Annotated in this window: 19 protein-coding genes and 1 pseudogene; 12 read left to right on the top strand and 8 right to left on the bottom strand. The window is 57.4% G+C overall.

Annotated elements, in window-relative coordinates; translation table 11 throughout:
- Positions 1-398 precede the first annotated feature (398 nt).
- Positions 399-1,547 carry a fimbrial protein gene (locus tag GSQ77_RS26615; protein WP_158906723.1) on the top strand — a complete coding sequence of 383 codons (1,149 nt, stop codon included), beginning with the start codon at positions 399-401 and terminating at the stop codon, positions 1,545-1,547.
- Here the strand turns inward: GSQ77_RS26615 and GSQ77_RS26610 are convergent.
- The 3 genes from GSQ77_RS26610 to GSQ77_RS26600 form a co-directional block, all read right to left on the bottom strand.
- Positions 1,495-4,170 carry an autotransporter outer membrane beta-barrel domain-containing protein gene (locus GSQ77_RS26610; protein WP_158906721.1) on the bottom strand — a complete coding sequence of 892 codons (2,676 nt, stop codon included), beginning with the start codon at positions 4,168-4,170 and terminating at the stop codon, positions 1,495-1,497. The two genes, GSQ77_RS26615 and GSQ77_RS26610, sit on opposite strands and share 53 nt — an antisense overlap.
- Positions 4,171-4,271: 101 nt before the next feature.
- Positions 4,272-5,654 carry an autotransporter strand-loop-strand O-heptosyltransferase gene (locus GSQ77_RS26605; RefSeq protein WP_158906719.1) on the bottom strand — a complete coding sequence of 461 codons (1,383 nt, stop codon included), beginning with the start codon at positions 5,652-5,654 and terminating at the stop codon, positions 4,272-4,274.
- Positions 5,655-6,047: 393 nt separating this feature from the next.
- A complete protein-coding gene (locus GSQ77_RS26600) occupies positions 6,048-7,169 on the bottom strand; it encodes an NAD(P)/FAD-dependent oxidoreductase (RefSeq protein ID WP_158907048.1) in 1,122 nt (373 codons plus the stop codon).
- 502 nt (positions 7,170-7,671) lie between these two features.
- Here GSQ77_RS26600 and GSQ77_RS26595 point away from each other — a divergent pair.
- The 3 genes from GSQ77_RS26595 to GSQ77_RS26585 all read left to right on the top strand — a co-directional run bounded on the left by GSQ77_RS26595 (position 7,672) and on the right by GSQ77_RS26585 (position 9,410).
- Positions 7,672-8,313, top strand: coding sequence for a DUF1120 domain-containing protein (locus GSQ77_RS26595; protein ID WP_158906717.1), 642 nt, complete (start codon positions 7,672-7,674; stop codon positions 8,311-8,313).
- 219 nt (positions 8,314-8,532) lie between these two features.
- Positions 8,533-8,883: a hypothetical protein gene (locus GSQ77_RS26590; RefSeq protein ID WP_158906715.1), complete on the top strand. Its 351-nt coding sequence runs from the start codon at positions 8,533-8,535 to the stop codon at positions 8,881-8,883.
- Between the two features lie 2 nt (positions 8,884-8,885).
- The gene (locus GSQ77_RS26585; RefSeq protein ID WP_158906713.1) at positions 8,886-9,410 is read left to right on the top strand and encodes a hypothetical protein; all 525 of its coding nucleotides are present in this window, start codon (positions 8,886-8,888) and stop codon (positions 9,408-9,410) included.
- Between the two features lie 33 nt (positions 9,411-9,443).
- Here the strand turns inward: GSQ77_RS26585 and GSQ77_RS26580 are convergent, their stop codons facing one another.
- The gene (locus GSQ77_RS26580; RefSeq protein ID WP_158906711.1) at positions 9,444-10,700 is read right to left on the bottom strand and encodes an NAD(P)/FAD-dependent oxidoreductase; all 1,257 of its coding nucleotides are present in this window, start codon (positions 10,698-10,700) and stop codon (positions 9,444-9,446) included.
- A 105-nt stretch (positions 10,701-10,805) separates the two neighbouring features.
- On the bottom strand, positions 10,806-11,456 hold the full coding sequence (locus GSQ77_RS26575; protein ID WP_158906709.1) for a DsbA family oxidoreductase: 651 nt from the start codon (positions 11,454-11,456) through the stop codon (positions 10,806-10,808).
- A 102-nt stretch (positions 11,457-11,558) separates the two neighbouring features.
- Between GSQ77_RS26575 and GSQ77_RS26570 the strand changes: the two are divergent.
- The 5 genes and pseudogenes from GSQ77_RS26570 to GSQ77_RS26550 all read left to right on the top strand — a co-directional run bounded on the left by GSQ77_RS26570 (position 11,559) and on the right by GSQ77_RS26550 (position 17,184).
- Positions 11,559-12,263: pseudogene (locus GSQ77_RS26570) on the top strand (LysR family transcriptional regulator).
- 379 nt (positions 12,264-12,642) lie between these two features.
- Positions 12,643-13,161, top strand: coding sequence for a Dps family protein (locus tag GSQ77_RS26565; protein WP_158906707.1), 519 nt, complete (start codon positions 12,643-12,645; stop codon positions 13,159-13,161).
- A gap of 575 nt (positions 13,162-13,736) precedes the next feature.
- Entirely contained in the window at positions 13,737-14,213 is a 477-nt protein-coding gene (locus GSQ77_RS26560) for a hypothetical protein (protein WP_158906705.1), read from the top strand.
- Positions 14,214-14,226: 13 nt separating this feature from the next.
- Positions 14,227-15,447: an MFS transporter gene (locus GSQ77_RS26555; protein ID WP_158906703.1), complete on the top strand. Its 1,221-nt coding sequence runs from the start codon at positions 14,227-14,229 to the stop codon at positions 15,445-15,447.
- A gap of 204 nt (positions 15,448-15,651) precedes the next feature.
- A complete protein-coding gene (locus GSQ77_RS26550) occupies positions 15,652-17,184 on the top strand; it encodes a phospholipase D family protein (protein WP_158906701.1) in 1,533 nt (510 codons plus the stop codon).
- A 31-nt stretch (positions 17,185-17,215) separates the two neighbouring features.
- Here the strand turns inward: GSQ77_RS26550 and GSQ77_RS26545 are convergent, their stop codons facing one another.
- Positions 17,216-18,037 (bottom strand): hypothetical protein, encoded by an 822-nt coding sequence (locus GSQ77_RS26545; RefSeq protein WP_158906699.1) that lies wholly within the window; start codon positions 18,035-18,037, stop codon positions 17,216-17,218.
- Between the two features lie 251 nt (positions 18,038-18,288).
- Between GSQ77_RS26545 and GSQ77_RS26540 the strand changes: the two genes are divergently transcribed.
- The 3 genes from GSQ77_RS26540 to GSQ77_RS26530 are packed head-to-tail and all read left to right on the top strand — an operon-like array spanning position 18,289 to position 19,500.
- Positions 18,289-18,801: a helix-turn-helix transcriptional regulator gene (locus GSQ77_RS26540; RefSeq protein ID WP_158906697.1), complete on the top strand. Its 513-nt coding sequence runs from the start codon at positions 18,289-18,291 to the stop codon at positions 18,799-18,801.
- 37 nt (positions 18,802-18,838) lie between these two features.
- Complete coding sequence (locus GSQ77_RS26535) at positions 18,839-19,168, top strand: nucleotidyl transferase AbiEii/AbiGii toxin family protein (RefSeq protein WP_158906695.1); 330 nt, start codon at positions 18,839-18,841, stop codon at positions 19,166-19,168.
- Positions 19,153-19,500: a nucleotidyl transferase AbiEii/AbiGii toxin family protein gene (locus tag GSQ77_RS26530; RefSeq protein ID WP_158906693.1), complete on the top strand. Its 348-nt coding sequence runs from the start codon at positions 19,153-19,155 to the stop codon at positions 19,498-19,500. The genes GSQ77_RS26535 and GSQ77_RS26530 overlap by 16 nt, the downstream gene beginning before the upstream one ends.
- Positions 19,501-19,555: 55 nt before the next feature.
- On the opposite strand, the gene GSQ77_RS26525 is transcribed toward GSQ77_RS26530, so the two are convergent.
- Together GSQ77_RS26525 and GSQ77_RS26520 are read right to left on the bottom strand one after the other, a co-directional pair.
- Complete coding sequence (locus tag GSQ77_RS26525) at positions 19,556-20,272, bottom strand: SDR family oxidoreductase (RefSeq protein ID WP_158906691.1); 717 nt, start codon at positions 20,270-20,272, stop codon at positions 19,556-19,558.
- A 150-nt stretch (positions 20,273-20,422) separates the two neighbouring features.
- Positions 20,423-20,806 (bottom strand): BON domain-containing protein, encoded by a 384-nt coding sequence (locus GSQ77_RS26520; RefSeq protein WP_158906689.1) that lies wholly within the window; start codon positions 20,804-20,806, stop codon positions 20,423-20,425.
- Positions 20,807-21,314 lie beyond the last annotated feature (508 nt).

The raw sequence follows: 21,314 nt of genomic DNA, 5'->3' as shown, positions 1-21,314 counted from the left end.
TCGTGACTAAATTCATCGGCTCGAGTCTCGGGAGTAACGGATGAATGAGCTGCCGATGCGGCCGGCAGTGTGGCGGGATTGCCTACATCTATTTCCTAATTCGACTTCGGCGCACAGGCTTCAGGTTATCGGCCGTCCATTTGAGCGCGACCTAAAGATCAAATTAGACGGCTGCCGACACAACTTGGGCGACACACAGAATCAGACTGTTTAACCTTATGCGGTCGCTTCGAACACGTCATAATTCCATCCTTTATGGGCAGTGGTCTTTACGAGCAGTCGCCTTGCTTACGCACTGTTCAGTCGCGCAGCGCAGCATGATCCCGGCGTTTGATGTTTGCTGGGGCACTGATACGCGTGCCCCAACAAATATATCCTCGAACAAAGACAAAAACCGAATGAACATTGTCAGAAAAATACTTACCGCTTGGGCGATTACGCTGTCCTTATCCGCGGCTGGTCAAACAACAACGACTACTGGATGTACTCCTTTCGACAATATCTATAGGATCAGTGGCACAACCGCCATAACAGTGACGCCTACGCTGATGCCAGGCACAATTCTCTATCAGGGTCGAGGGACTCTACTTCCAGACAATATTGACCCCACGACTGCAGGGATGTTTGCCGATTGCGATGATAAGAGTCCTGACTACTATGAAATGCCCACCCCCAATTTGGATTTGAATTTTGGGGAAAAAAGCGATACGTTTGAGTCTCATAACCATTCTATTGGTCCCGGCGGCGACGCCGCAAACACCTCTGTGAGCATAGAGATGACCTATAGAGGTCAACGGGTCTTTTCAGAGAAGTGTCGCTTCAATGACGCAATGCCATATACCCAGCAAGGAGACCTTTCCACTGGCCAATTAGCTCGCGGCTGCGTGTTCGCCAAGCCCTTGTTATTGCCGATCACTGCCCGCAACGGACGGCGGGGAGTTTATTTGGATCCAGGAGATCTGATGTTTAGTTGGGTCTGGACCTACGATGGCCCCGGGCCCATCGGTTGGACATCAGGTTTTAATTTGAACATGTCGTTCAGTTTCAGCACTGCAATGGTCTACCCCCGGGTTTGGCCGTTGGGAGCGCCGCATATCACTGTGATTCCCTGCGTCGTTTCACCTGCTTACCAAGCGCAAACTATCACTCTTGGCAATATCTCGCCAAGCGACCTTCAGGCAAACGGCTCAGCAATCACAAAAGGGGAGAAACTCGCCCATTTCGAGGCTTCGTGTCTTCCAAATGTTCACAATATTCCAATGCAGATAACGATTACCTCGCCAGACGGCCAAGGCGCAGGAACTAATTTGCTGCCCGTTGCCTCAGAAAAGCCTGCTGCCCGAGGCGTAGGATTGGCTCTATTTTCAGCAACCAGTGAAACGCCGCTCACATTGAATGAACCAATTCCGATGCAAGCTGCCCCGCTAAACCTGGATTCCCTGACTCTACAATCGTTTGATTTTCGCGTTCGATACATAAAGACGGATCAAACCGTTACCGCAGGTTCAGTTTCCGGTAGCGCATGGTTAAACATAAGTTATCTCTAGCAGGGCGCGGAGACTGCAACTCATTCGGCAATTCGTCCCGTCTCGACCTGCGGATCGACAAACCGGCGCTGCGCCAGCTCGAAGCAGCGTCCGCCCTCGCCGACACCGTATAGCCGTTTTTCCGATAGCTCGCGCCCTGGCCGTCAGCCGCGGTGGTACTGATCTTCTGATCGATATTGTTGTATTTGACGACGAAGTCGCCATACCAACCCGCGTTGGACATCCAGGTCGCATAAGTGCCTATAGTCCATGGCGTCGCACTACCGGTGCCGCTGTTATTGGCGAAGGTCTGATTGACCCAACCGGTGCCGGCCACCATGCCGAGGTACCACGCGCCTAAATCGGTGGCGAAGCGGTGATCGACGCCGGCCTCCACACCGTACTGGGCGATATTCACACCGACCGCATTGGTCGGTGTGACATGCACCGAATCGCCATAGGTGCGCGCCCACACACCGTCGCCGGCGGGATTAAGTCGCAGTTCACCGAGGCGGCGATAGAGCGGCTGCAATTCGCCGTACCAGACCAAACTGGCAGCCTGCGCTGCCGCCTGCGCGGAGTCGGCGGTCTCGGTACGCGTGCCGAGATTGAATAGATACCAATCCCCGCCTTGATTGACGAGCCCGTATTGATAGGCGCCGACATCGGTGGCGCCGTTGACCAGGCTAAATACAGCGGGACCGCTGGCGCTGATGAGCCGCAGGCGCTGAGTCGGATCCAGCGCACGGCCGTCGTAGTAGTCATGTACAAGAACCTGCTGGCTGGTTTGGGCATTGTTCACGGTGAGGAAGTCGCCGTTTTGCGCGGCGACGTCGGTTCTCATCGAGACCACGCCACTGCCGTTCAGGGTGTTGACGGTAGTGGAAATGAACGAGGTAGGCTGCGTGTTCGCTGCGCCGAACTGCAAGGTACCTCCCGCGAGCGTGAGAGTCCCGAATTGCTCGTTGGTGTCCTGGATCGCGAGTGTGCCGGCAATGGTCGTGATGCCGCCGATGAGCGAGCCGGAATAGGTATTCAGTTGGCCACCGTCAACGATCGCGGTATCGTTGAACGCGGCGCCATTGACAGCATCGACTTGCGCACCGATCACGGCTTGATTGGCCGTACCGCCCGATGCCACTGTCAATACCCCGCCGCTATTGACCACGGTGCTGTTCGCCACTGCACCTGTGGACACGACTTCCGCGCCGCCACTGTTGACCGTAGTCAGATTAGCGATGCCGCCTGCCGCGACAATTTGCTGCCCGGCACCAAGAATTGCCGTGCTGATCGCGGTACCGCCGGAAAAGATGCTTTGCAGACCACCACTACCGATCTCGGTGACGCTCGCCGAGCCTCCCGCGCTAATACGCTGTTCCCCGCGGGCACCGATCGTTGTTGAAACGGCGCCGCCATCGATTACCAAGTTGCCAACGGTGGTGTTCTGGATAATTTGGAGCCCGCCCGCAGAAATGATGGTGCTTGAGGCTGTGCCGCCCACCAAATTCTGCACGCCGTTGGTAAGCAATGTGGTCGACACCGCCGTCCCTCCAGGCTGCACCGTTTGTAGACTGCCTGCTGCTGCGCCACCCACCATGGTCGACACCGCGACGCCACCGGACAAGACGGCTTGCTCGGCACTCCCCGTTACGATCGTTGCAATCGCACTCCCAGTCACGACCGTTCCAAACGGCCCGCCTGGTCCCACGACTTGAAGGCCACCATTGACAACGGTGGTCGACACGGCGGTGCCGCCAGCGATGGCCTGGAAGCCGCCGTCGACGAGTGTGGCGCTCGCGAGCCCAGACACATTTTGGAAGCCGCCGCTGGAGACCGTTGTGCTGGTCGCAAGACCGCCGGGCTCGACAGCCTGTTGACCGCCGTTAGCAATCAGAGTGCCAGTTGCGATTGCCGATGCGCCCACGTCCTGAAAGCCAAAATTGCCATTGATGACCGTGCCGCTCGCCACACCGTCCGACGAAATAAATTGTTGGCCGCCGCTGAGTACCGTGGCACTCGCGAGCCCTCTGACAAGTTCGCTACCCTGGCGAAGAACGGTCGTGCTGATTGAACTACCCCCGTTCACGACGATCTGCACCCCACTATTCACTGCAGTGCCAATTGCCGTCCCACCGGAAGACACCGCGATACCGCCGGCGCTATTGACGACCGTGCCGCTCGCCACGCCGCCAGAAAGAATAGCCAACGCTCCGCCGTTGAGTATCGTGGTACTTGCGACGCCGCCCGACAAAATGCCTTGTTGCCCGCCAAGGAATGCCGTGGTGGCAATCGCGAGCCCGCCGTTGCTTTGGGCACCCCCATTGAAAACCACTGTGCCGCTCGCTAGCCCACCCAACGATATCTCCTGACGGCCAAGATTGAACGCCGACGTGAAGAAAGCTGTGCCGCCGCTGAGCACGTTTTGAAACATGTTATTGCTGACGATCGCGCTGATGACCACCTGACCGGAAATCACGTTTTGAGCCCATGCGTGTTGCGTACACAACGGTATCGTCATCAAGACCGCAGCAGCCACAGGCCGAGTGGGAAACGCCCCGCTATTGTCGCTGCCGGAGCTGACGCAACAATTCTGCATGCCGTCGAGCAAGAAGTCGAGTTGCGAACTTACAGGTTGCGTAGGCATGACAAAGTCCTCCAAAAATGGAGAAAGTGACGACATTGCGCTGTGTCTGTTTAGCGCAGTAACGCGATTCGTCTAATTTCCGCTCATGCGGTTCATACTAGCTAGCGACTCGCTCGCGCCGCTTGCGACGCCAACCGATCGCGGCGATCGGCGAGCAGTTGCTGAATCGCGGCTTTGACCTGACCCGGAGTGATAAAGCGCGAGCATTCGAATTGCCGCTCGGTGCCCTTATGGCGCGGACACCACATGAAGTCGTCGTGGACGAACTCGATGCGCGTATCGTTCCAGCAGCTATTGCACACGTGGTAATTGATCACGCGGTAAGGCGTAGCGAATTCGTTGATGGGATGCGTAAAACCGCTGATCATCACGACCGGCGTGCCTACCGCGCAAGCCAACCATGACAGGCCGCTGGACAGTCCAACGAAGAAGTCGGCGTGCAACAGCACGCTGGCGCGCTCCTGCAACGACAAATCGCCGGTGAAATCCTCCGCGCCATAGGGAATCAGATTCCACGACAGACCGTGACCATGCGCCGGTTGCTTGTCGATACACAGCACGCGGTAACCGAGCTGTTTCAGGAATTTGACGGTTTCGAGCCAGCCGGTCGGATGGTTCCAGTATTTGCACTGGGTAGAAGCTTGTGCCGCGATGCACACGTAGGGCTCGGCAATGCGACGTCGTGGATCCGATACTTTGGCGATCGGCTTGATTTCGGCCGGCGTCACACCCAAGAGATAGCCGACCGTCTTGTGCAAACCCACCACCCGGAAGTCGACCGGTTGGTGCGCGCGGTCGTCGCAAGGAAAGAAGATGCCCAGGTGATAGGTTGCATAACATTCGGCCACCTGAGCCTCGGGTAGCACAAAGTTTATTTCGGGATAGGACGCCTTGAACAGCTCTGCGATCTCAGGCGCGACGGCACAATACAGCTTGCAATCATGTTTGCGGCGAAACTCTTCGGCATACGGAAACCATGCCAACGCGTCGCCCAGGGTGCCGACCGGCAGCTTGATCAGCACATTGCGGTGCCGTGCATCGTAATTGTGTTCGAACAGCAGCTTGCCGTCGCGCAGCACCTCGATGCGGAAACGGACGTAATAGCGTTTGGTGCTGGTAACGAGCACGTTTTGCCCTTGGTCGTCGTAAAGCGTGACATCGTCATCGAGATCGATCAGCCTGACGCGCACGAGATCGCTGCCGACCTGAACGCGTGCGCCGTAGTGAAAGTCGTAGCGAATTTGAGTTCCCGGTACCGCGAACTCGACCGGACCCGGATCGATGCGGTAGCCATGAGATACCGTGGGTACAGGCTTGTCTTGGGCATCGGTGCCGCCGCGTGCGACGGTCGTGTCAGGCTCGGATGAACCACAGGCACAGGCTGTTGCGGGAGAATGAAGCGGGAGTTGCAAAAGCGGTTCTGCCATGGCCGGCGGACACGCTAAATCGGCCGGTGCTGTATCGGTAGCGATGGGTTGATTCATCTGAGTTCGCTCCGTTACCGCCCAGATGCCAATTTGAAAAATTGGCAGTTCGAGTTTTGTCTAGGTTAATTCTAGGTATTTATTCGTTATACAAATCATTATTTGAATTTTTTTGTGAATTTCGCAACAAAATCGGTATTCCTTCGTTATCCAAACAGCTTTACCGGAAAGGATCTCACGTGCGGATGTCCGAATTTTATGACCGCCATCTCCTGTCGAGCGGCTGCCCGAACAGCAAGCGGAATACGGCGATCGCATCGATAAAAATCGATGCACCTTTCTATGGCGCCGCTTTGTGCGGTCGCGCACGGCGGAGCATGGGGCGTTCGTGTGAGCTGGCCGCGGCCGTCGGGCACGGTGCTATTCGGGGTGGGTGCCGTCTACCCGGAAAACCTAGGCACCGTCATCCGACTCGCTCGCAGGGGGTGGCATTGCGCCCAAGATCCGTTCCGACAGCGCGTGATCGTAGCTCGAGTGAACGTGAACACGTTGTTTCTCTGGAAACGCATACGTGTACGCTTTGCGCAGCGCAAGCGACGCTTCATGGAAGCCCGACAAGATCAATTTCTGTTTGCTCGGATAGGTAGCGATATCGCCCACGGCGAAAACGCCCGCGCGCGACGTTTCGTAGCCCGAGGTGTCGACCGCAATCCGTCCACCGCGTATGTCGAGCCCCCAGTGCGCAATCGGCCCAAGGTCGGCGACAAGTCCATAGAGTGCAACGACATGGTCGACCGGGAGCGTCACGACCCCGCCGATCTGCTTGATCGCGACAGAATCCAGTACGCCACCGGGCGCGTGCAGCGCGGCGATCGCACCGATCACGATGTCGATTTCACCCGCCGCGGCTGCCTGCTTGACCTGCTCGACGGTCGCGGCCATGGCCCGGAACGTGTCGCGTCGATGCACGATCGTCACATGCCGGGCGACCTTGCGCAGCGCAAGCGCCCAGTCGAGCGCGGAATCGCCGCCGCCCGCGACGATAACGCGAGCATCGGCAAATTGCGCGAGTTGGCGCACCGCATAATGCACATGTTGGCCCTCCAGCGCTGGCGCTTCCGGTAGCGCGAGGCGTTGCGGCACAAACGCGCCGTTACCGGCCGACAGCAATATCGCCGCCACGTCGAACACCCGCCCCTGATCCGTGGTGACCGTCCAGCGTTTGTCGTTGTCACGCTGCGCAATGCTCATCACGCGCTCGCCAAGATGAATCGGAAACCCGAATGGGCGGCATTGTTCGGCAAGCCGCTCGACCAGTTCGCGTGCAGTGCAAACGGGAATCGCCGGGATATCGAAGATCGGCTTGTCCGGATACAGCTCGATGCACTGGCCTCCTATTTCTGCCAATGCGTCGACGATATGGCAAGACAACCCAATGACACCAGCCTCGAACGCGGCGAAGAGTCCGACTGGACCCGCGCCGACGATCAGGACGTCAGTGCGCAGCGCAAGACGCTGATCAGGGAGCGCTTCGACATCAGCATTTTTTGCAAGGTCGTTGATCGGTGCAGTCATCTCGCTCATCGTTCTACCCCGCAATGATGAGTTAAACAGAGGAATGTCGGCGGCCCCGATCGAACGTGGCACTGTGTCGGACGGCTGCGTTACCCACCTATATCACGATGGGATGTACACGTAAACAGCATGCCCAGTGCACCAGACCGGGCGGACTATCGATGTCCCGACCGCTGGATCGATTACATCGTGAACAACGGCCGCAGCTCGCGAATGTTGCCCACTGCTTCAAGATTATTGATCCGCTTAGCACGAACGTTTTTTACTCGCGGCAGAAATATAAGGGGTGTCGGCTAGGCGCCCGTTCAATCGGATAGGCGCTGCCGGAAGGCAGTGAATGCTCCTCCCGGCGCCTCAATGTTCCCACGAGAATGGTCTTATTTTGCCGTTGCCGGACTGTACTTAGAGCCTGCCAAATGACAATCTGCGGCTCCGTAGCAAGTAGCGCTAAGCCTGTCTGTAGATCCCGGCTCAGATTTTCCCAAGGATAAAGAGTAAGAACATGAATTTGACGTCTAAAGTATGCGCCGCCGCGGCCCTCATATTGGCTTGTTCCGCCGCATTGGCACAATTGGCGCCCTTGGCGGTAACCGGTAACATTGTCCCCGCCGGATGTGTGCCTACGCTCTCCACCAGCGTGTTTGACTACAACGACATATCGGGAGACCATCTTCAGGCCAGCTTCTACACACCGTTGGAAGCAAAAACAGCGGCGATGAGCATCGAATGCGGCGGTGCCAGGCAAGTCGCATTCCAGGCCTTCGATGAGCGCTACGCCACGGTTCCCCAAGATATGTTGGGGGTGCCCTATGTCTATGGCTTAGGTGCGGCGGGAGGCAAGAACCTGGGCTACTATGAAATCACGATGAGTGACTTTCAGATCGACGGCGACTCCGCCAAAGGCACGTACTCGAACGACAGCGGCGTCACGTGGAAGCCCAGCCCCTCCACTCAAGCTCTGATCCCAACGTCGTCGAAATGGTTTTCGATGGCAACAGAGGCGGAACCTGGCAAGCCCGCCCCTGGAAAGATGTTCAGTACGACGCTGACCTTGCAGGCTTTTATCGCGCCTAAAACCACGCTGGATATGACGCACACAAGCGATCTCGACGGTAGCGCAACGATCGTTCTGCATTATCTGTAGTACCGGTCATGTTGGTACGTGCTGTGAGCGAATTCAGCCGCAGCAACAGCCAAATTTGACTACACACGGTACGCAATTCCGTCAACCCAGTTGCCCATGCCAGTCAATAAGTGGACGTGCCGGGCTTGGGTCTCGGCGGCCACACATCCCAATAGACACATAATTATGTGTTGCACTTGTTCATGTGCTACGATTTAGGCTGTTATCGGAGAATCCATCATGGCTCAAACCGTCAATTTCACCGGCGCAGTGGATCGCGATTTGCTAAAGCGCGCGAAGATCCTTGCAGCCAAATCGGATACGTCGATCAATGCCCTGTTCAACGCAGAATTGCGATACCTAGTGGAGACTTTCGAAGCAGCTGAAGCAAGCAGTAATCATAACTTCAAGACGCTGCTCGATTTCTCGCTGGGACGGATCGACGACAGGAACGCCATGGATGCATTGGGAATCGACACTGACGAAGACCTGTTTCTGCTAATGGCCCAAGCCCATTTGCCGATGCCGCGACTGGCCGATACAGACACGCTGCAGATGGCCCACGAGCTCAGTACGCTACTTAATAGATAGAGATGGCAAGTAGCCGCGTCATCACCTTGTTTCCTGATGCAGGTCCGCTGATCACCCTCGCGTACGCGAACGCATTAGACCTATTATTAAAGCCGTCCTGGACAGTCGAAATTGTCGACATGGTGCTCCATGAGGTCACTCGTAACCAGACTCCCACGAGCCAACAGATCGCCGATTGGGTCAGCATCAAAGGGCTGTCTGTTACCACCACCCAGATCTATCGACACTATGTCCAATCCTCCGGCGCTGTACCGAAGGTGCGCAAATCCAATCTCGGCGAACACGCGGCTCAGGAAGCGATGCAGGGCCTCGGACTATCCGCCGAGCGGGCGGGTATTTTTCTGTTTGAAGATCATAAGATCGCCCGGGCTAGTTTCATGCTTCCCGATAACTGTCGCAAGATATCGACTCGCGCCTTCCTACTCTTTCTTGAGCAAAGCGAACTGATCGAGTCGGCGGCGGAAATCGAACGCCGGGCCGTCATCGCGGGAAGGCATTTCTCGCAGATTCGATTTCCACCAGATTAATTATTCGCCCGCGATAGCATCGGTTCGACGTGATCACAACGCCGATTCCGCCAGATATCGGTGAACAAACGTAACCGCCATCGCCCCTTCTCCTACTGCCGATGCGACTCGCTTGACGGATCCATAGCGAACATCACCCGCTGCGAACGAGCCCGGCACGCTCGTTTCCAAAAAGTAGGGGCGCCGCTTGAGTGGCCAAAATCGTTCGAACTGCGAAAACTCGCTCAGATCCGCGCCTGTCACCAAATACCCATTCCTGTCCCGAACGATGGTAGTGTCTTTTGCCCACTCGGTGTTGGGCGCGCCGCCAATACAAACGAATAACCGGTCTACCGGAACAACCTGCGTTTTTCCCGCCATGTTCGTGAGTTGCAGCGCTTCAAGTTCGGTGTCGCCATAGAGTTCAGAGACAGCCGATTCAAGTACGACATTGATGTTGCTGGTATCCGCTATGCGATCCAGAAGGTAATGAGAAAGCGTTGCACCAAGCGACGGACCACGAACGATCATCGTGACGCTTTCTGCCATACGTGCAAAATTCATCGCGGCCTGCCCCGCGGAGTTTCCGCCTCCTACGATAAAAACTTTTTTCCCGCTGCACATCGGCGCTTCGCTGGTGCCGGCGCCGTAAAACAATCCGGCATTCAACAGCCTTTGCTCATCGGGAATCCCAAGGTTGCGGTACTCGATACCCGTCGCGCAAATATTGGCGCGCGCCGTAAGCCGCGCTCCGTCGGCCAGACTGACTTCGATTTTCCCATTCACGAACGTGGCATGCACGCCCTCGCGCATCATCAGAAGTTCGATACCGAACTTCACTGCCTGCTGACGTGCACGTTCCGCCAGCTCTGCGCCGGCGATGCCGTTCGGAAAGCCCATATAGTTTTCGATCAGTGAGCTGGTTCCCGCTTGGCCGCCAATCGCCGCGCGCTCGATAACCACCGCGCGCAGCCCCTCCGATGCCGCGTAGACCGCGGCCGATAGTCCTGCCGGTCCCGCTCCGTAGATCGACAGGTCGTACTCCCGATAACGCGGACGAGAGACCCAACCCAGCTTGGTAGCAATCTCCGCCAACGTCGGAGCGTATAGCATCGAGCCGTCTGGAAACACAACCACGGGCCAGCAGATATCATCAAGGCCTGAAATGCTCAACTCCCGGACGCAATCGCTGTCGGATGCAACTTCCAGCCACTCATATTCGACTACGCCTCGAGAGAGGAAGTCCCGGATAGCGTACGCCTCCTTGCTGTGTGCCACCCCGAGAACCCGGACTACTTTCGCTCCATCCATCACCCACCTCCGCTACGAACCTGCCGCGCCAGTCGAGTCGATGCCGCTGAACAGGCATCGCGGTGTGCGCTGTGTCGACCAGCGCCCCCGCTCTACCCACTGCGCTTACGCCGGCGTCGCGCTGCCGTTCAAGGCGCCCTCAAGCGTCGCCCGGAACAGCGCCACAGACTGCGCACCCGTGACGATGTCACTGGCTACCCTCACAGACGGCACCGAATTCACGCCACGCTCGATCGCACCCGTTTCAAGCGCACGCACCTCGTCCACGCCCTGGTTCGACGAAAGAAACGAGCTGACCTTGGTTCGGTCGAAGCCCTCAGCAACCGCAAGCTCCGTCAATACAGCGACATCACCAATGTCACTGCCGGCGGAAAAATACGCATGGAAGATCGATTTCACCAATGCCGTCACGTCGTGCTCCTGTTGCAGCATCCACACGAGTCGATGAGCCGCGAGCGTATTCGGCGTGCGCTTCGCTAGCGCATAGTTGAACTCCAGGCCCACTTCCCGTCCTGCCAACTCAACTTGAGCGTCCATTGCCTGCGAGCGCGCCCAACTTCCAAACTTGGCTGACCGATACGCTTTGCGATCAACACCTTCGACAGGCATACCCGGATTGAGCTCGTAGGGAACGAACACGAGCTTCGTTTGCGCATCGGCGTTGGCTTCCGCTATCGCTGTCTGCAGTTTCTCCTCGCCTATCCAGCACCAAGGACAAATGAAATCGTATGTGACCTCGATATTCAGCTTTTCCATCGAACCTCTCCAAAAGAATTGTTGGCCTAGATAGAATAGGCCATCAGGCAGCAGATAGAATGGCAACACGAAGCAATGCACCGTTGCGCAAGAGGCTATGACATGGACAAATTGATGGCGCTCAGTGTGTTTGTGGAGGTCGCTGAGACAGGCGGATTCAGCAGCGCGGCGCCTGAATGTTGCGACATCATCGGTGACCCGCGCCGTCGAAGCACTCGAAGACTCATTAGGCACTGTCCTCTTCAACAGGACGACAAGGCAGGTAGCCCTGTCGGACGCCGGGGTCAGCTACTACACCCGAGCCAAACGCATCATTGAAGCCCTCGCCGAAGCGGATGCCTCTGTCTCGGACCGCGGCGTCGAGCCATCGAGCATTTCAGCCGGTACGTCGTTGCCAGCAAATCCTATCTTGATGCTCACGGTATACCCAAGTCGCCCGAGGCGCTCGCAGAACACCAATGCTTGCGGTTTTCGTACGGTACCGAACAGCAAGTCTGGACGTTCTGCGCTAACGGCGCTACCACCACGAAAATTGCAGTGACAGGCCGGCTGAAGACCAACAACACCGAAGTGCTACGCGAAGCAGCACTGAATGGCTCCGGAATCGCCTTGCTGCCGAGCTGGCTCATCGATGCGGATGTCCAGGCCGGTCGCCTCACGAAGCTTTCCGAGCAGTATGAGATCAATCCGAACGACACACGCTCTTCCATTAGCGCCCTTTACTTGCCTAACCATCGCGGGTCCCACCGCATCACTGCATTTCTCGACTTCCTTACGAGCACCCTGGCGCTGCCTGCTCGCGGATAACTCCGGTTCGCGCATACGAACTGGACCGTTGCGGGCCGAAGACGCTCACCTGACAGTCGGCCAGGGAGCGAACGGCGCGGCCAATTTGGAGCAATGAGCAGAACAATTAAGCAGGGACCGTAACCGCTTTCGTCAACCCGGTACTACACTGGACGCATGCGGTCGAGCTTACGCACGTTTGCTTTTCATCTAAAGCGTGTTTTGTCGATGCAAGTTACGCCGCACATTCCGCTCAGGCAGCATCTCGTGCAACACCTCATGCAACAGTTCATGAAAACGCGCATGAAAAATGCTCGTGGACCACGCGCATGGAAACTGCTCATGGAAGACGATTCCGCAGCGTGTCTGAGCCTACCCCGTATTTCTCTGGAGGCCATGTATGAACGATTCCAAGAAGACCGCTGAGCGAAGAAAGGCACCGCTGAATACCCCCAATGCCCTCAGCGAGGACGCGACCCGCGACATCTCGACGGAGCTCAATACACTGCTAGCCGATACCCTGGCGTTGTATATGAAGACCAAAAATTTCCACTGGCACATGTCCGGCCCTTACTTCCGCGACTATCACCTGCTGCTCGATGAGCAGGCTGACCAGATCTTCGCGACGACAGACCCGATTGCGGAACGTGTGCGCAAGATTGGCGGCACGACACTGCGCTCGATGGGCCATAGCACGAAGCTGCAGCGCATTCTCGACAACGACGCCGCTTTCGTGACACCGCCCGACATGCTCGCCGAGCTGCGCGAGGACAATATGTCCCTGGTGCGGTACATGAAAGAAACCCATAGCCTTTGCGACGAGTATGGCGATGTCGCCACGGCGAGTGTGCTGGAGCAGTGGATCGACGAAGCCGAGCGCCGCACGTGGTTTCTGTTCGAAAGTGGCCGGACCGGGTAGGCAAAAACGGGGCTGGAACGGGCGACGGGGCCAAAACAGGCCCCTCCCCGTAATGCGGCGTTCAAAAAGGCACGCTTCGGCGCTTCTGGGTAAGTACGAACGCACATGCCCATGCCCGTGCGCAGGAATGGGCGCAGCGCAGTCGCAGCGTCAAAATGCATCCGACAGCTCATTTATGCGCCTCGCGCAACGCTGGTTTGCATTGCATTGGGATTCTCCGCTGATTACATAACGGCTATTCTTCCGCTACCAAGACGAGAAGGCGAACGCCGTGAACGTCATGGCGCTGTATCGGCCATCGGAATCGGGCCGCGGCCCCTTCAGACGAGCAGACGCAAACTATCAGGAGCTCCCCATGGGTCATATATGTCGCATGGCGTGGCCTCGTTGAAGAAAATGATTTACCGGCCGACGCGGCAGACGTTCTGCGTGGTCGATTTACTTTCCACCGAGGCGAAGCGCATCTGATCCTGGTCTATCTCGTCCCTGGGGAAGACGGTGCAACCGAGGTCGGCAAGCGGCGTTGGAATTGGGTCTGGTATCGCCCTCTATCTGACGAACGCCTCAGCGCGTTGATGCTGGACAGGAACGGGACGCAACGCAGCACGTCATTGCCGCCGGGTATAACCAAGGACGAGGATATCGCCGAACTCCGTTCAGCCGCCGGAAAATGGCTCGCCCCGACGCTGCGGGCCCTGGTGAGGGCGACTGCCGAACCGTTCGTTCAAGCGATTCAGGACCTTCGGGTGCATAAAATGGTCTTCGGCCGGACAATCCTGCTTGGGGACGCTGCGTACGTGCCGCGCCCGCATACCGCAGGAAGCACCGCGAAAGCAGCGGCGAACGCGGTTGCGCTGGCGCATGCCCTGTCCAGCGAAGACAATCACCTGCAGTCCGCGTTATCCCGTTGGGAATTGCAGCAACGACGGCTCGGCATCAGCATGTCGGAGCTTGGCATCTCACTCGGTGACCGTATCATGCAGCTTCGTCGCTTGCACGTATGTTTTCTCATGGACCGCATCGATTATTGTGGTCAAATCTTTTTAAGGTGATAGAGGGCGTTAAATGAACACTCGCGTTGAAACACTCGCTCCAGAAAACCCCGGCGTCAAGATGACGCGCGGCTTGATCCTGCTATTTTCGTTCTGTTGCGGGGCAATTGTCGCCAACCTCTACTACACGCAGCCGATTACCGCGCTGATTGCCGCCGACATCCATATGTCCGGGGGCACCGCGAGCCTGATTGTCTCGCTTACCCAGATTGGCTACGCGTTGGGGCTTTTCTTCCTGGTGCCACTGGGCGATCTGCTCGAAAACCGCAAGCTGATGATAGCGACGGCGTTGGTAGCCATCGTAAGTCTCGCGGCATCGGCATTCGTCCACCAACCGGGCGCTTTTCTAGCCATCTCCTTTCTGATCGGATTCAGTTCGGTGGCGGTTCAGTTGCTGATCCCCCTCGCGGCGCACCTGGCCTCTGATGAATCGCGCGGGCGGGTGGTCGGCACGATCATGAGCGGGCTCTTGCTCGGCATTCTGCTTTCCCGCCCGATCGCCAGTGTTATCGCCGACCATTTCGGCTGGCGCGCCGTATTCGGGTACGCGACCGTGCTGATGGTGGTGGTAACAACAGTGCTTGCGCTGACCATCCCGAGCCGTCAACCCGACCACAAGGCGACCTATTTTCAGCTGATCAGATCGCTGGAGTCACTCGTCGCAAGCATGCCCGTGCTACGCCAGCGCTCGCTGTTTCAGGGCTTGATGTTTGCTTCGTTCAGCCTGTTCTGGACCGCGGTGCCGGTTGAACTGATGCACCACTACGGGCTCTCGCAGTCGGCTATCGCCGTATTCGCGCTGGTGGGCGCGATCGGAGCGACCTCGGCGCCAATCGCGGGGCGTCTCGCCGACGCAGGCCATACCCGTCGCGCCACACTCATTGCACTGGGTGTGGGCTGCTTCAGCTACCTTCCGGTGCTTGTGGATCCTCGCCTTGGTGTGATCGGACTCGTCATGACGGGGATCATCCTGGACTTCGCCGTGCAGATGAACATGGTGCTTGGACAGCGCGAAATCTATGCGCTGCACGCCCCAAGCCGCAGCCGACTGAATGCCCTCTATATGACGAGCATCTTCATCGGAGGTGCCGTGGGATCCGCACTCGCGAGCGAGCTGTATGAGCATGGTGGCTGGGCTTGGGTGGCTATCGTAGGAACGCTCTTTCCCGTGCTGGCGCTGGCTCGTTTCCTCACGATTGGACGACCGGTGATGGCGTCGACGTCCCAGACCTGATTGATCTTTGCGCCCTACGCAATGGTGTGTACGACTGCGTTGGGATTCTGTCAGAGCGCTTTCTAAGCGCTGCCCGACACCTGAGCTGTCGAACGGACGGGTCGGAGTAAAGTAATGTAACCTGCGAGGAAAATTCCAATTAAATGGTCGTTGGAACAGTTCAAACGCCGCCTGCACACGACCATCAACGAATAGGAAGCCCTCATGAAGCTTGGCATTCTTTTCGCATTCGTTATCAGCCTGGCCGGCTGTGCCTCGCTGCCACCGCTTGCTCAGCCTGCACCCACGGCAGCGCTCGAGCCGCCGGCCGACTCGCAATTGGCGCGGCTCGCCGCGAATTCGCTCCACACCCCGGGCGATTCCGGATTCCAGATATTGCCGATTTCCTATGGCTCGATGGCCGCCCGGGTGATCCTTGCCGATCGGGCCGAGAAAACACTGGACGTTCAATACTACGAAATCGCGGCCGACTCCACCGGTCAGTATTTTCTACGCGCGCTATATCGGGCGGCCGGCCGCGGCGTGCGGGTGCGCGTCTTGATCGACGATCTGCATACAGTGGGTGAAGACGCACTGCTGTCGTCGCTCGCGGAGACCCCGAACGTCGAGGTACGTCTGTTCAATCCCTTCCCGGCGGGGCGCTCCTCCATTCCCCTGCGCTTCGCCAGCTCGTTGACCGATCTGCAGCGCACCAATCATCGGATGCACAACAAACTGTTTATCGCCGATAACACGTTCGCCATCATGGGCGGGCGCAATATCGCGGCCGAATATTTCCTGCGCAAACCCGATCATAATTTTCTCGACCTCGATTTGCTCGCGGCCGGACCGATAGTGCGGGATCTGTCCAAATCATTCGATGCGTATTGGAACAGCGAGTATGCCTACCCGATTGCACAGATTGCCTCGTCAAGCCCGCGCGGACGATCCGATCAGTACTTCATGGACCAAACCGGCGAGGTGATGAAACCGGATCCCCCGGGAATGAATCTCGGCATGGAGCGTTACGAAGCGCTGATCGATCAGTTGCGCGGCGATTCCGTGCCGCTGATCCAAGCTCCGGCACGCGTCGTGGCGGATATGCCCGATAAAATTGCCGGGTCTGGCCGGCGCGATCACGGCGATACCGTGCGTCGGGAGTTTTCCGCTCTGGCGGCCACGGCGCAACATGAGTTCATGGCTATCTCACCGTACTTCGTCCCAGGAAAGGAAGGCATCGCGCATATTGCCGCGATGCGCGAGCGCGGCGTGAGGGTGCTGGTGTTCACCAACTCGTTGGCGTCCAACGACACGATATTGGCGCATATCGGTTATGCGCGTTATCGATTCCGTCTGCTGCATTTGGGTGTCGAGCTCTATGAGCTCAATCCCACCCAGCCGTTCAAGCGCGGCAAATTCGGCGACTTTGGTGCCTCGCGTGCGCAGCTTCACGCCAAATTGGCTACCGTGGACGGCAAGACCTTGTTCATTGGTTCGATGAACCTCGATAATCGCTCCGCCAACCTGAACACCGAGGTGGCCGTCATCGTCAATAGCCCCGAACTCACCGCGGAAGTCAACTCGCTGATCGATTTAGGCAGTGCATATAACGTGCGTTTGACGAGTAGCGGCCATCTTCAGTGGGTGGGTTCATCGGAAGATTATGTGCAACTGATCGATCATGAGCCGAACACCAGTGAGTGGGAGCGCGTGGAAGTCGAACTGCTCGGGCCGTTGGTACCGGAGAGCATGCTGTAACGTTGAACGCCAGGCCCGAGGTTGCGGGCCACTATTTCGTCAGCCGCAGGCCCTTCTCGATTACCACGCCCTTGGTTTGATCGATCAACCAGATATCGTCTACCGCGACATGGAGGGTCGAGGTTCGCGTGGTGATATCGGTCGGTTCGTCATCGGTGGCGTCACGATGGCTATGTTGCTCAGTCAGGTAAGGCGGCACGACGCGGCAGATAAATACCACCGCGAGGTTTCCGTCGGCTTGAGCGAATGCGCTCGACGATAGGGCAAAGCGTCCATGCACGGTGGTTTCATCGCGCTTGCCCGCGGCTTGTATGTCAATCAGATCGATCGTCTGGACGAAGCCTTCGGATTTGGCTTGCGCGGCAAAAGTCAATTTTTGTCCATCGGGCCCGGACACGACCCTTCTGAGGATGATGTCATCGGGATGGCTCTCGTCCGAGAAGCTGACATCCACCTTCATGATATGGGTCGTTGAGCTGTAGAGAATTCCACGCGATACGGGGGCAACGAACGCAAGCTCGCGTCCCGGGTTGTCTCCGAGCAGGGCTGACACCGTGCGGTTACTTGGCAGTACCTTCCCGACCCACTCCTTGATGTGACTGCGCGTCGAGCTGGGGGCGCCGCCATTGGCGCCGTTTCCATTTTCCTTGCCGATGAAGGTATCGCGTACGGCCGACGGATCGTCGCCACTGAAGCCGGGTGTCACGACGAGTTCTGACGACGGGGTGTCCAAACCTGCCGTTGCGTTGCTGGCGGCTTGGCCACGCGCCACTTGGGCGGTAGCAGACCCGGTCAAGCCAAGCAACATAAGCGCGGCGAACGCGCCGGTCCGAACTGTCTGTGAAAAAACCATACACATCTCCGAGAAGTATTGGCAGGCTCGCGTAACTTGGGCAAACAGAGACGCAATGATAGCCCTGGACGGTGTTCGTAGCGTATTCATATCCGCGGAGATGAAGTGTGGGCGATGAAAGACAAGACGATCTGGGCGAGCGTTGGTCAGCATGGTCGACTCGTCGGCAAAATTGTCTGCATCGGGTATTAATTGACTGAAACAGCAATTTCAGTACGATAATAATTGACGCTTTGCTCAAGAGGTCTGTCATGACAGGACGAACACTTCGACTAATCGATGAAATTATCGCCCACGCGGAACAACAAGGCCTAACGCAAAAGAAGCTTGCACAACGCGCAGGCATTTCCGAAGCCGGGCTCTCTCGTATGAAGAAACGGGGTTCCGGACAGCTTGAGGCGATAGAGCGGCTGGCGAACGCTGCAGGCATGCACGTCGTGGCGCAATCGTATGTTTCCGCCGCTGTTGCACCTGGCGTCGCTGTTGACTCGACGCACCAGCAATCCCGGCGCTTCAGAGACAAGTACCGGTCGCTGGTCTTTTCAAACAGTAACGCGCCCGACACCGTGTATATGCGCCGCGCCTTACTCGCCCCACGTTTTCCGATGCTGCTCGACGCAGCGCTTGAGTTCGGACTGCCGACGCTGGAAAACGAATGGGCAACGTTGAAGATTGAAGCTTCCAGAGAGGTGACCCGGGCTTCTGCGTCGACCGACCGCATTCTTATGACTTTACGCCGTGGATACGAGCAAGCTTCGGCCTGATACTCGCCTAGTCTGGGAGAAACTTGAGGGGCATCCTATGCTCAACGGTTTCGTTCTGATAGGTGGGACAGCATTGATGCTGCACATTGGCCACCGAGTGAGCGAAGACCTCGACTTCGCGTTTACGGAAAAGCATCTGCCTCGCGTGCGGCTTCAGGCGCTCGCGCGTGATCTCGATCGCTTGGGCGTGTCCCTGGCGCCTAATCCGAGTCCGCTCGACGAAGAGGACTTCATGAACTCAGGACTAGAACTCGCCAACTATCAGCAAAATTACATTGCAAATGACGCGGTAAAAATCTCGTTCGTAGTACTGGCCCCCCCGCCTATCGGGTGCTACAAGGCGCACCCTCCGTGCCATTGCGCGTAGCTACGCTTAACGAGATATTCGCGACTAACGCGCTTTTGTGCGCCGAGCGATCGACGACGAGAGACTGGTTCGACCTCTATGTGCTGCTGACCCAGCACGGCTTCACGATGGACGATTTCTATGCGGTCTACGAACGGCTATCCGTCTTGAATCTCTACGAAATAGCCGCGATGCATTTGCGAGCCTGTAGACCAGACCCGGCGGATGAAGGGTACGAGCGGTTGTTATCCGATGCGCCGTCGCTGGACAGTATGCGAGCGTTCTTTCGCGAACAGCTCGGCGAGCTCGAAGTAAGAGTTGCCACTCGAGCGTTTAGCGAAAAGGGGGAGTGACGAGAACATGCCTATTTCTGGCAAGAGTCCAACTTACTCACTGATACCGCACCTGTTACCGGCCGCCCAAGCTGCCGCCGCCATCGACGGCGAGCACTTGTCCGGTGATAAAACTCGCTTCCTCGGACAATAGGAAACAGATGGCTGCGGCAACTTCATCCGGGGTTCCTAGTCGTCGCATGGGAATGCTCGAAAGTATGCGCTTTTCCCCGTCGCTCCCGACTGGTCGGCTCTTGCGGAATAGCTCCGTTTCGATGGGCCCGGGCGCAACGGCGTTCGAGGTTATCCCGTGTTCGGCGAGCTCCAATGCCCATGTTCCCGTGCAACCGACCAGTGCGCTCTTGGCCGCGGCGTAGGCGGTTCGATCAATAGCACCGTGGAGGGCGCGGCTGCATACGTTCACAATTCGTCCCTTGCGGCGCTGCTTCATGGCGTCAATAAGAGTTTGCGTCACTTGCACAGCAACGCGGACATTCAGATCGAAGGTACTCTGCAAGAGCTCCAGATCAATCGCGCCGAGCGGCTGTGGAGAAACCGCGCCGACATTGTTGACGATGCCATAGATTTCGAATCGCTCGGCAATAGTGTGTAAAACAGCATCCGTTTCGTCGATCTTGGCAAGGTCGCAGGAAATGAGCGTGCCGGGGAAGCTGACGCCCTGCGTGTTGCGGGCCAGCCCTATAACCTCGTAGCCCTGCGCGGACAATTTATGCGCTACGGAAAGCCCGATGCCTTTCGATGCCCCCGTCACCAGAACTGCAAGCGTATCCATAACTTAAGCCTCGTCATTGTCTAGGTCGTGTCGTCGATAGCGCACGTTTGAACGCGCTTGCATTTTATATTGCATTCCTAGGCCCGAGAACCCGACGCTGCTCGACGAGCGTCGGGCGGCGTTGCCGTCGCAATCGCAGCGGTCCTGATGCTATTGCTGGTCACTATGCTGGACAAGGCGATTGTCCACCGAGGTCACGCCGGGGACTTGTTTCGCAATCTCGCCGGCGCGTTGTATCTGCGCCGTGTCCTGCCCCCCACCGAGCAATGTCACAGCACCGCCCTTGGCTAGAACGGTCAAGGAACGCGCGTCGATTTTCCCTTTGGTGAGCGCCGTGCGAACTCGACTTGCCAGGCGGCGGTTAGCTTGCCTGATTGACTTGCTGGTATGCGGTTGCGGTGCACTGGTTGCCGACGGCGTTCCAGTGGCGTCGCTGCTGTTCTGTGCGAACGTTGCGGCGGGCGCCATGGCGACTGCTAGTAAGACGGCTATTCCGGCCTTACGGATTGCATTCATTTCAAGGATTGCATTCATTTCCCTCTCCTAGTGTTTGACGTTCAATCGAACCTGCTTAATCAAGCCCCGCTAACCTGCTTAATCAAGCCCCGCTAACCTGCTTAATCAAGCCCCGCTAACCTGCTTAATCAAGCCTCGCTAACCTGCTTTAACAACTCCCGCTATCCACACGATTTCAGTAACAGTGGAATTTACAGATGCCTTTATCGTAGCTCGCCGAATCTGCGCGCGTTAGTTAATCCTTGTTAACCGCCGATTTTGGGGAGATTTGTGCGTCAAACAGCGCAATATGAACGCCGTCGGCCCCGGCTTCGAGAGTGCCGATAAACCGATGATCGGTGGATTGCGAGACATCACCGTGAAAAAGAAATGGGGCGTGATTCGGAAGCGCGGCTAAAGCAAACGCTGCACGCTCAGCCTATGGGGTGCGGCACCGTGGTGCGCTTGAGGAGGGGTGAAAACGGGATCCATGTAAAGATCCCGCGAGGCTAACTACAGGGCCGAGATCCATTCTGGTTCGGCTAGC

The organism is Burkholderia sp. L27(2015) (assembly GCF_009765705.1).
Taxonomy (GTDB): Bacteria; Pseudomonadota; Gammaproteobacteria; order Burkholderiales; family Burkholderiaceae; genus LMUX01.
The sequence above is the reverse complement of the archived record's forward strand: the minus strand, read 5'-3'. Positions and strand labels throughout refer to the sequence as shown.

What these genes read in the sequence shown, in the direction of transcription:
- GSQ77_RS26615 (WP_158906723.1), top strand. Translation starts at nt 399, where the DNA reads ATGAACATTGTCAGAAAAATACTTACCGCTTGGGCGATTACGCTGTCC.
- GSQ77_RS26610 (WP_158906721.1), bottom strand. Translation starts at nt 4,170, where the DNA reads ATGCCTACGCAACCTGTAAGTTCGCAACTCGACTTCTTGCTCGACGGC.
- GSQ77_RS26605 (WP_158906719.1), bottom strand. Translation starts at nt 5,654, where the DNA reads ATGAATCAACCCATCGCTACCGATACAGCACCGGCCGATTTAGCGTGT.
- GSQ77_RS26600 (WP_158907048.1), bottom strand. Translation starts at nt 7,169, where the DNA reads ATGACTGCACCGATCAACGACCTTGCAAAAAATGCTGATGTCGAAGCG.
- GSQ77_RS26595 (WP_158906717.1), top strand. Translation starts at nt 7,672, where the DNA reads ATGAATTTGACGTCTAAAGTATGCGCCGCCGCGGCCCTCATATTGGCT.
- GSQ77_RS26590 (WP_158906715.1), top strand. Translation starts at nt 8,533, where the DNA reads ATGGCTCAAACCGTCAATTTCACCGGCGCAGTGGATCGCGATTTGCTA.
- GSQ77_RS26585 (WP_158906713.1), top strand. Translation starts at nt 8,886, where the DNA reads ATGGCAAGTAGCCGCGTCATCACCTTGTTTCCTGATGCAGGTCCGCTG.
- GSQ77_RS26580 (WP_158906711.1), bottom strand. Translation starts at nt 10,700, where the DNA reads ATGGATGGAGCGAAAGTAGTCCGGGTTCTCGGGGTGGCACACAGCAAG.
- GSQ77_RS26575 (WP_158906709.1), bottom strand. Translation starts at nt 11,456, where the DNA reads ATGGAAAAGCTGAATATCGAGGTCACATACGATTTCATTTGTCCTTGG.
- GSQ77_RS26565 (WP_158906707.1), top strand. Translation starts at nt 12,643, where the DNA reads ATGAACGATTCCAAGAAGACCGCTGAGCGAAGAAAGGCACCGCTGAAT.
- GSQ77_RS26560 (WP_158906705.1), top strand. Translation starts at nt 13,737, where the DNA reads ATGCTGGACAGGAACGGGACGCAACGCAGCACGTCATTGCCGCCGGGT.
- GSQ77_RS26555 (WP_158906703.1), top strand. Translation starts at nt 14,227, where the DNA reads ATGAACACTCGCGTTGAAACACTCGCTCCAGAAAACCCCGGCGTCAAG.
- GSQ77_RS26550 (WP_158906701.1), top strand. Translation starts at nt 15,652, where the DNA reads ATGAAGCTTGGCATTCTTTTCGCATTCGTTATCAGCCTGGCCGGCTGT.
- GSQ77_RS26545 (WP_158906699.1), bottom strand. Translation starts at nt 18,037, where the DNA reads ATGGTTTTTTCACAGACAGTTCGGACCGGCGCGTTCGCCGCGCTTATG.
- GSQ77_RS26540 (WP_158906697.1), top strand. Translation starts at nt 18,289, where the DNA reads ATGACAGGACGAACACTTCGACTAATCGATGAAATTATCGCCCACGCG.
- GSQ77_RS26535 (WP_158906695.1), top strand. Translation starts at nt 18,839, where the DNA reads ATGCTCAACGGTTTCGTTCTGATAGGTGGGACAGCATTGATGCTGCAC.
- GSQ77_RS26525 (WP_158906691.1), bottom strand. Translation starts at nt 20,272, where the DNA reads ATGGATACGCTTGCAGTTCTGGTGACGGGGGCATCGAAAGGCATCGGG.
- GSQ77_RS26520 (WP_158906689.1), bottom strand. Translation starts at nt 20,806, where the DNA reads ATGAATGCAATCCTTGAAATGAATGCAATCCGTAAGGCCGGAATAGCC.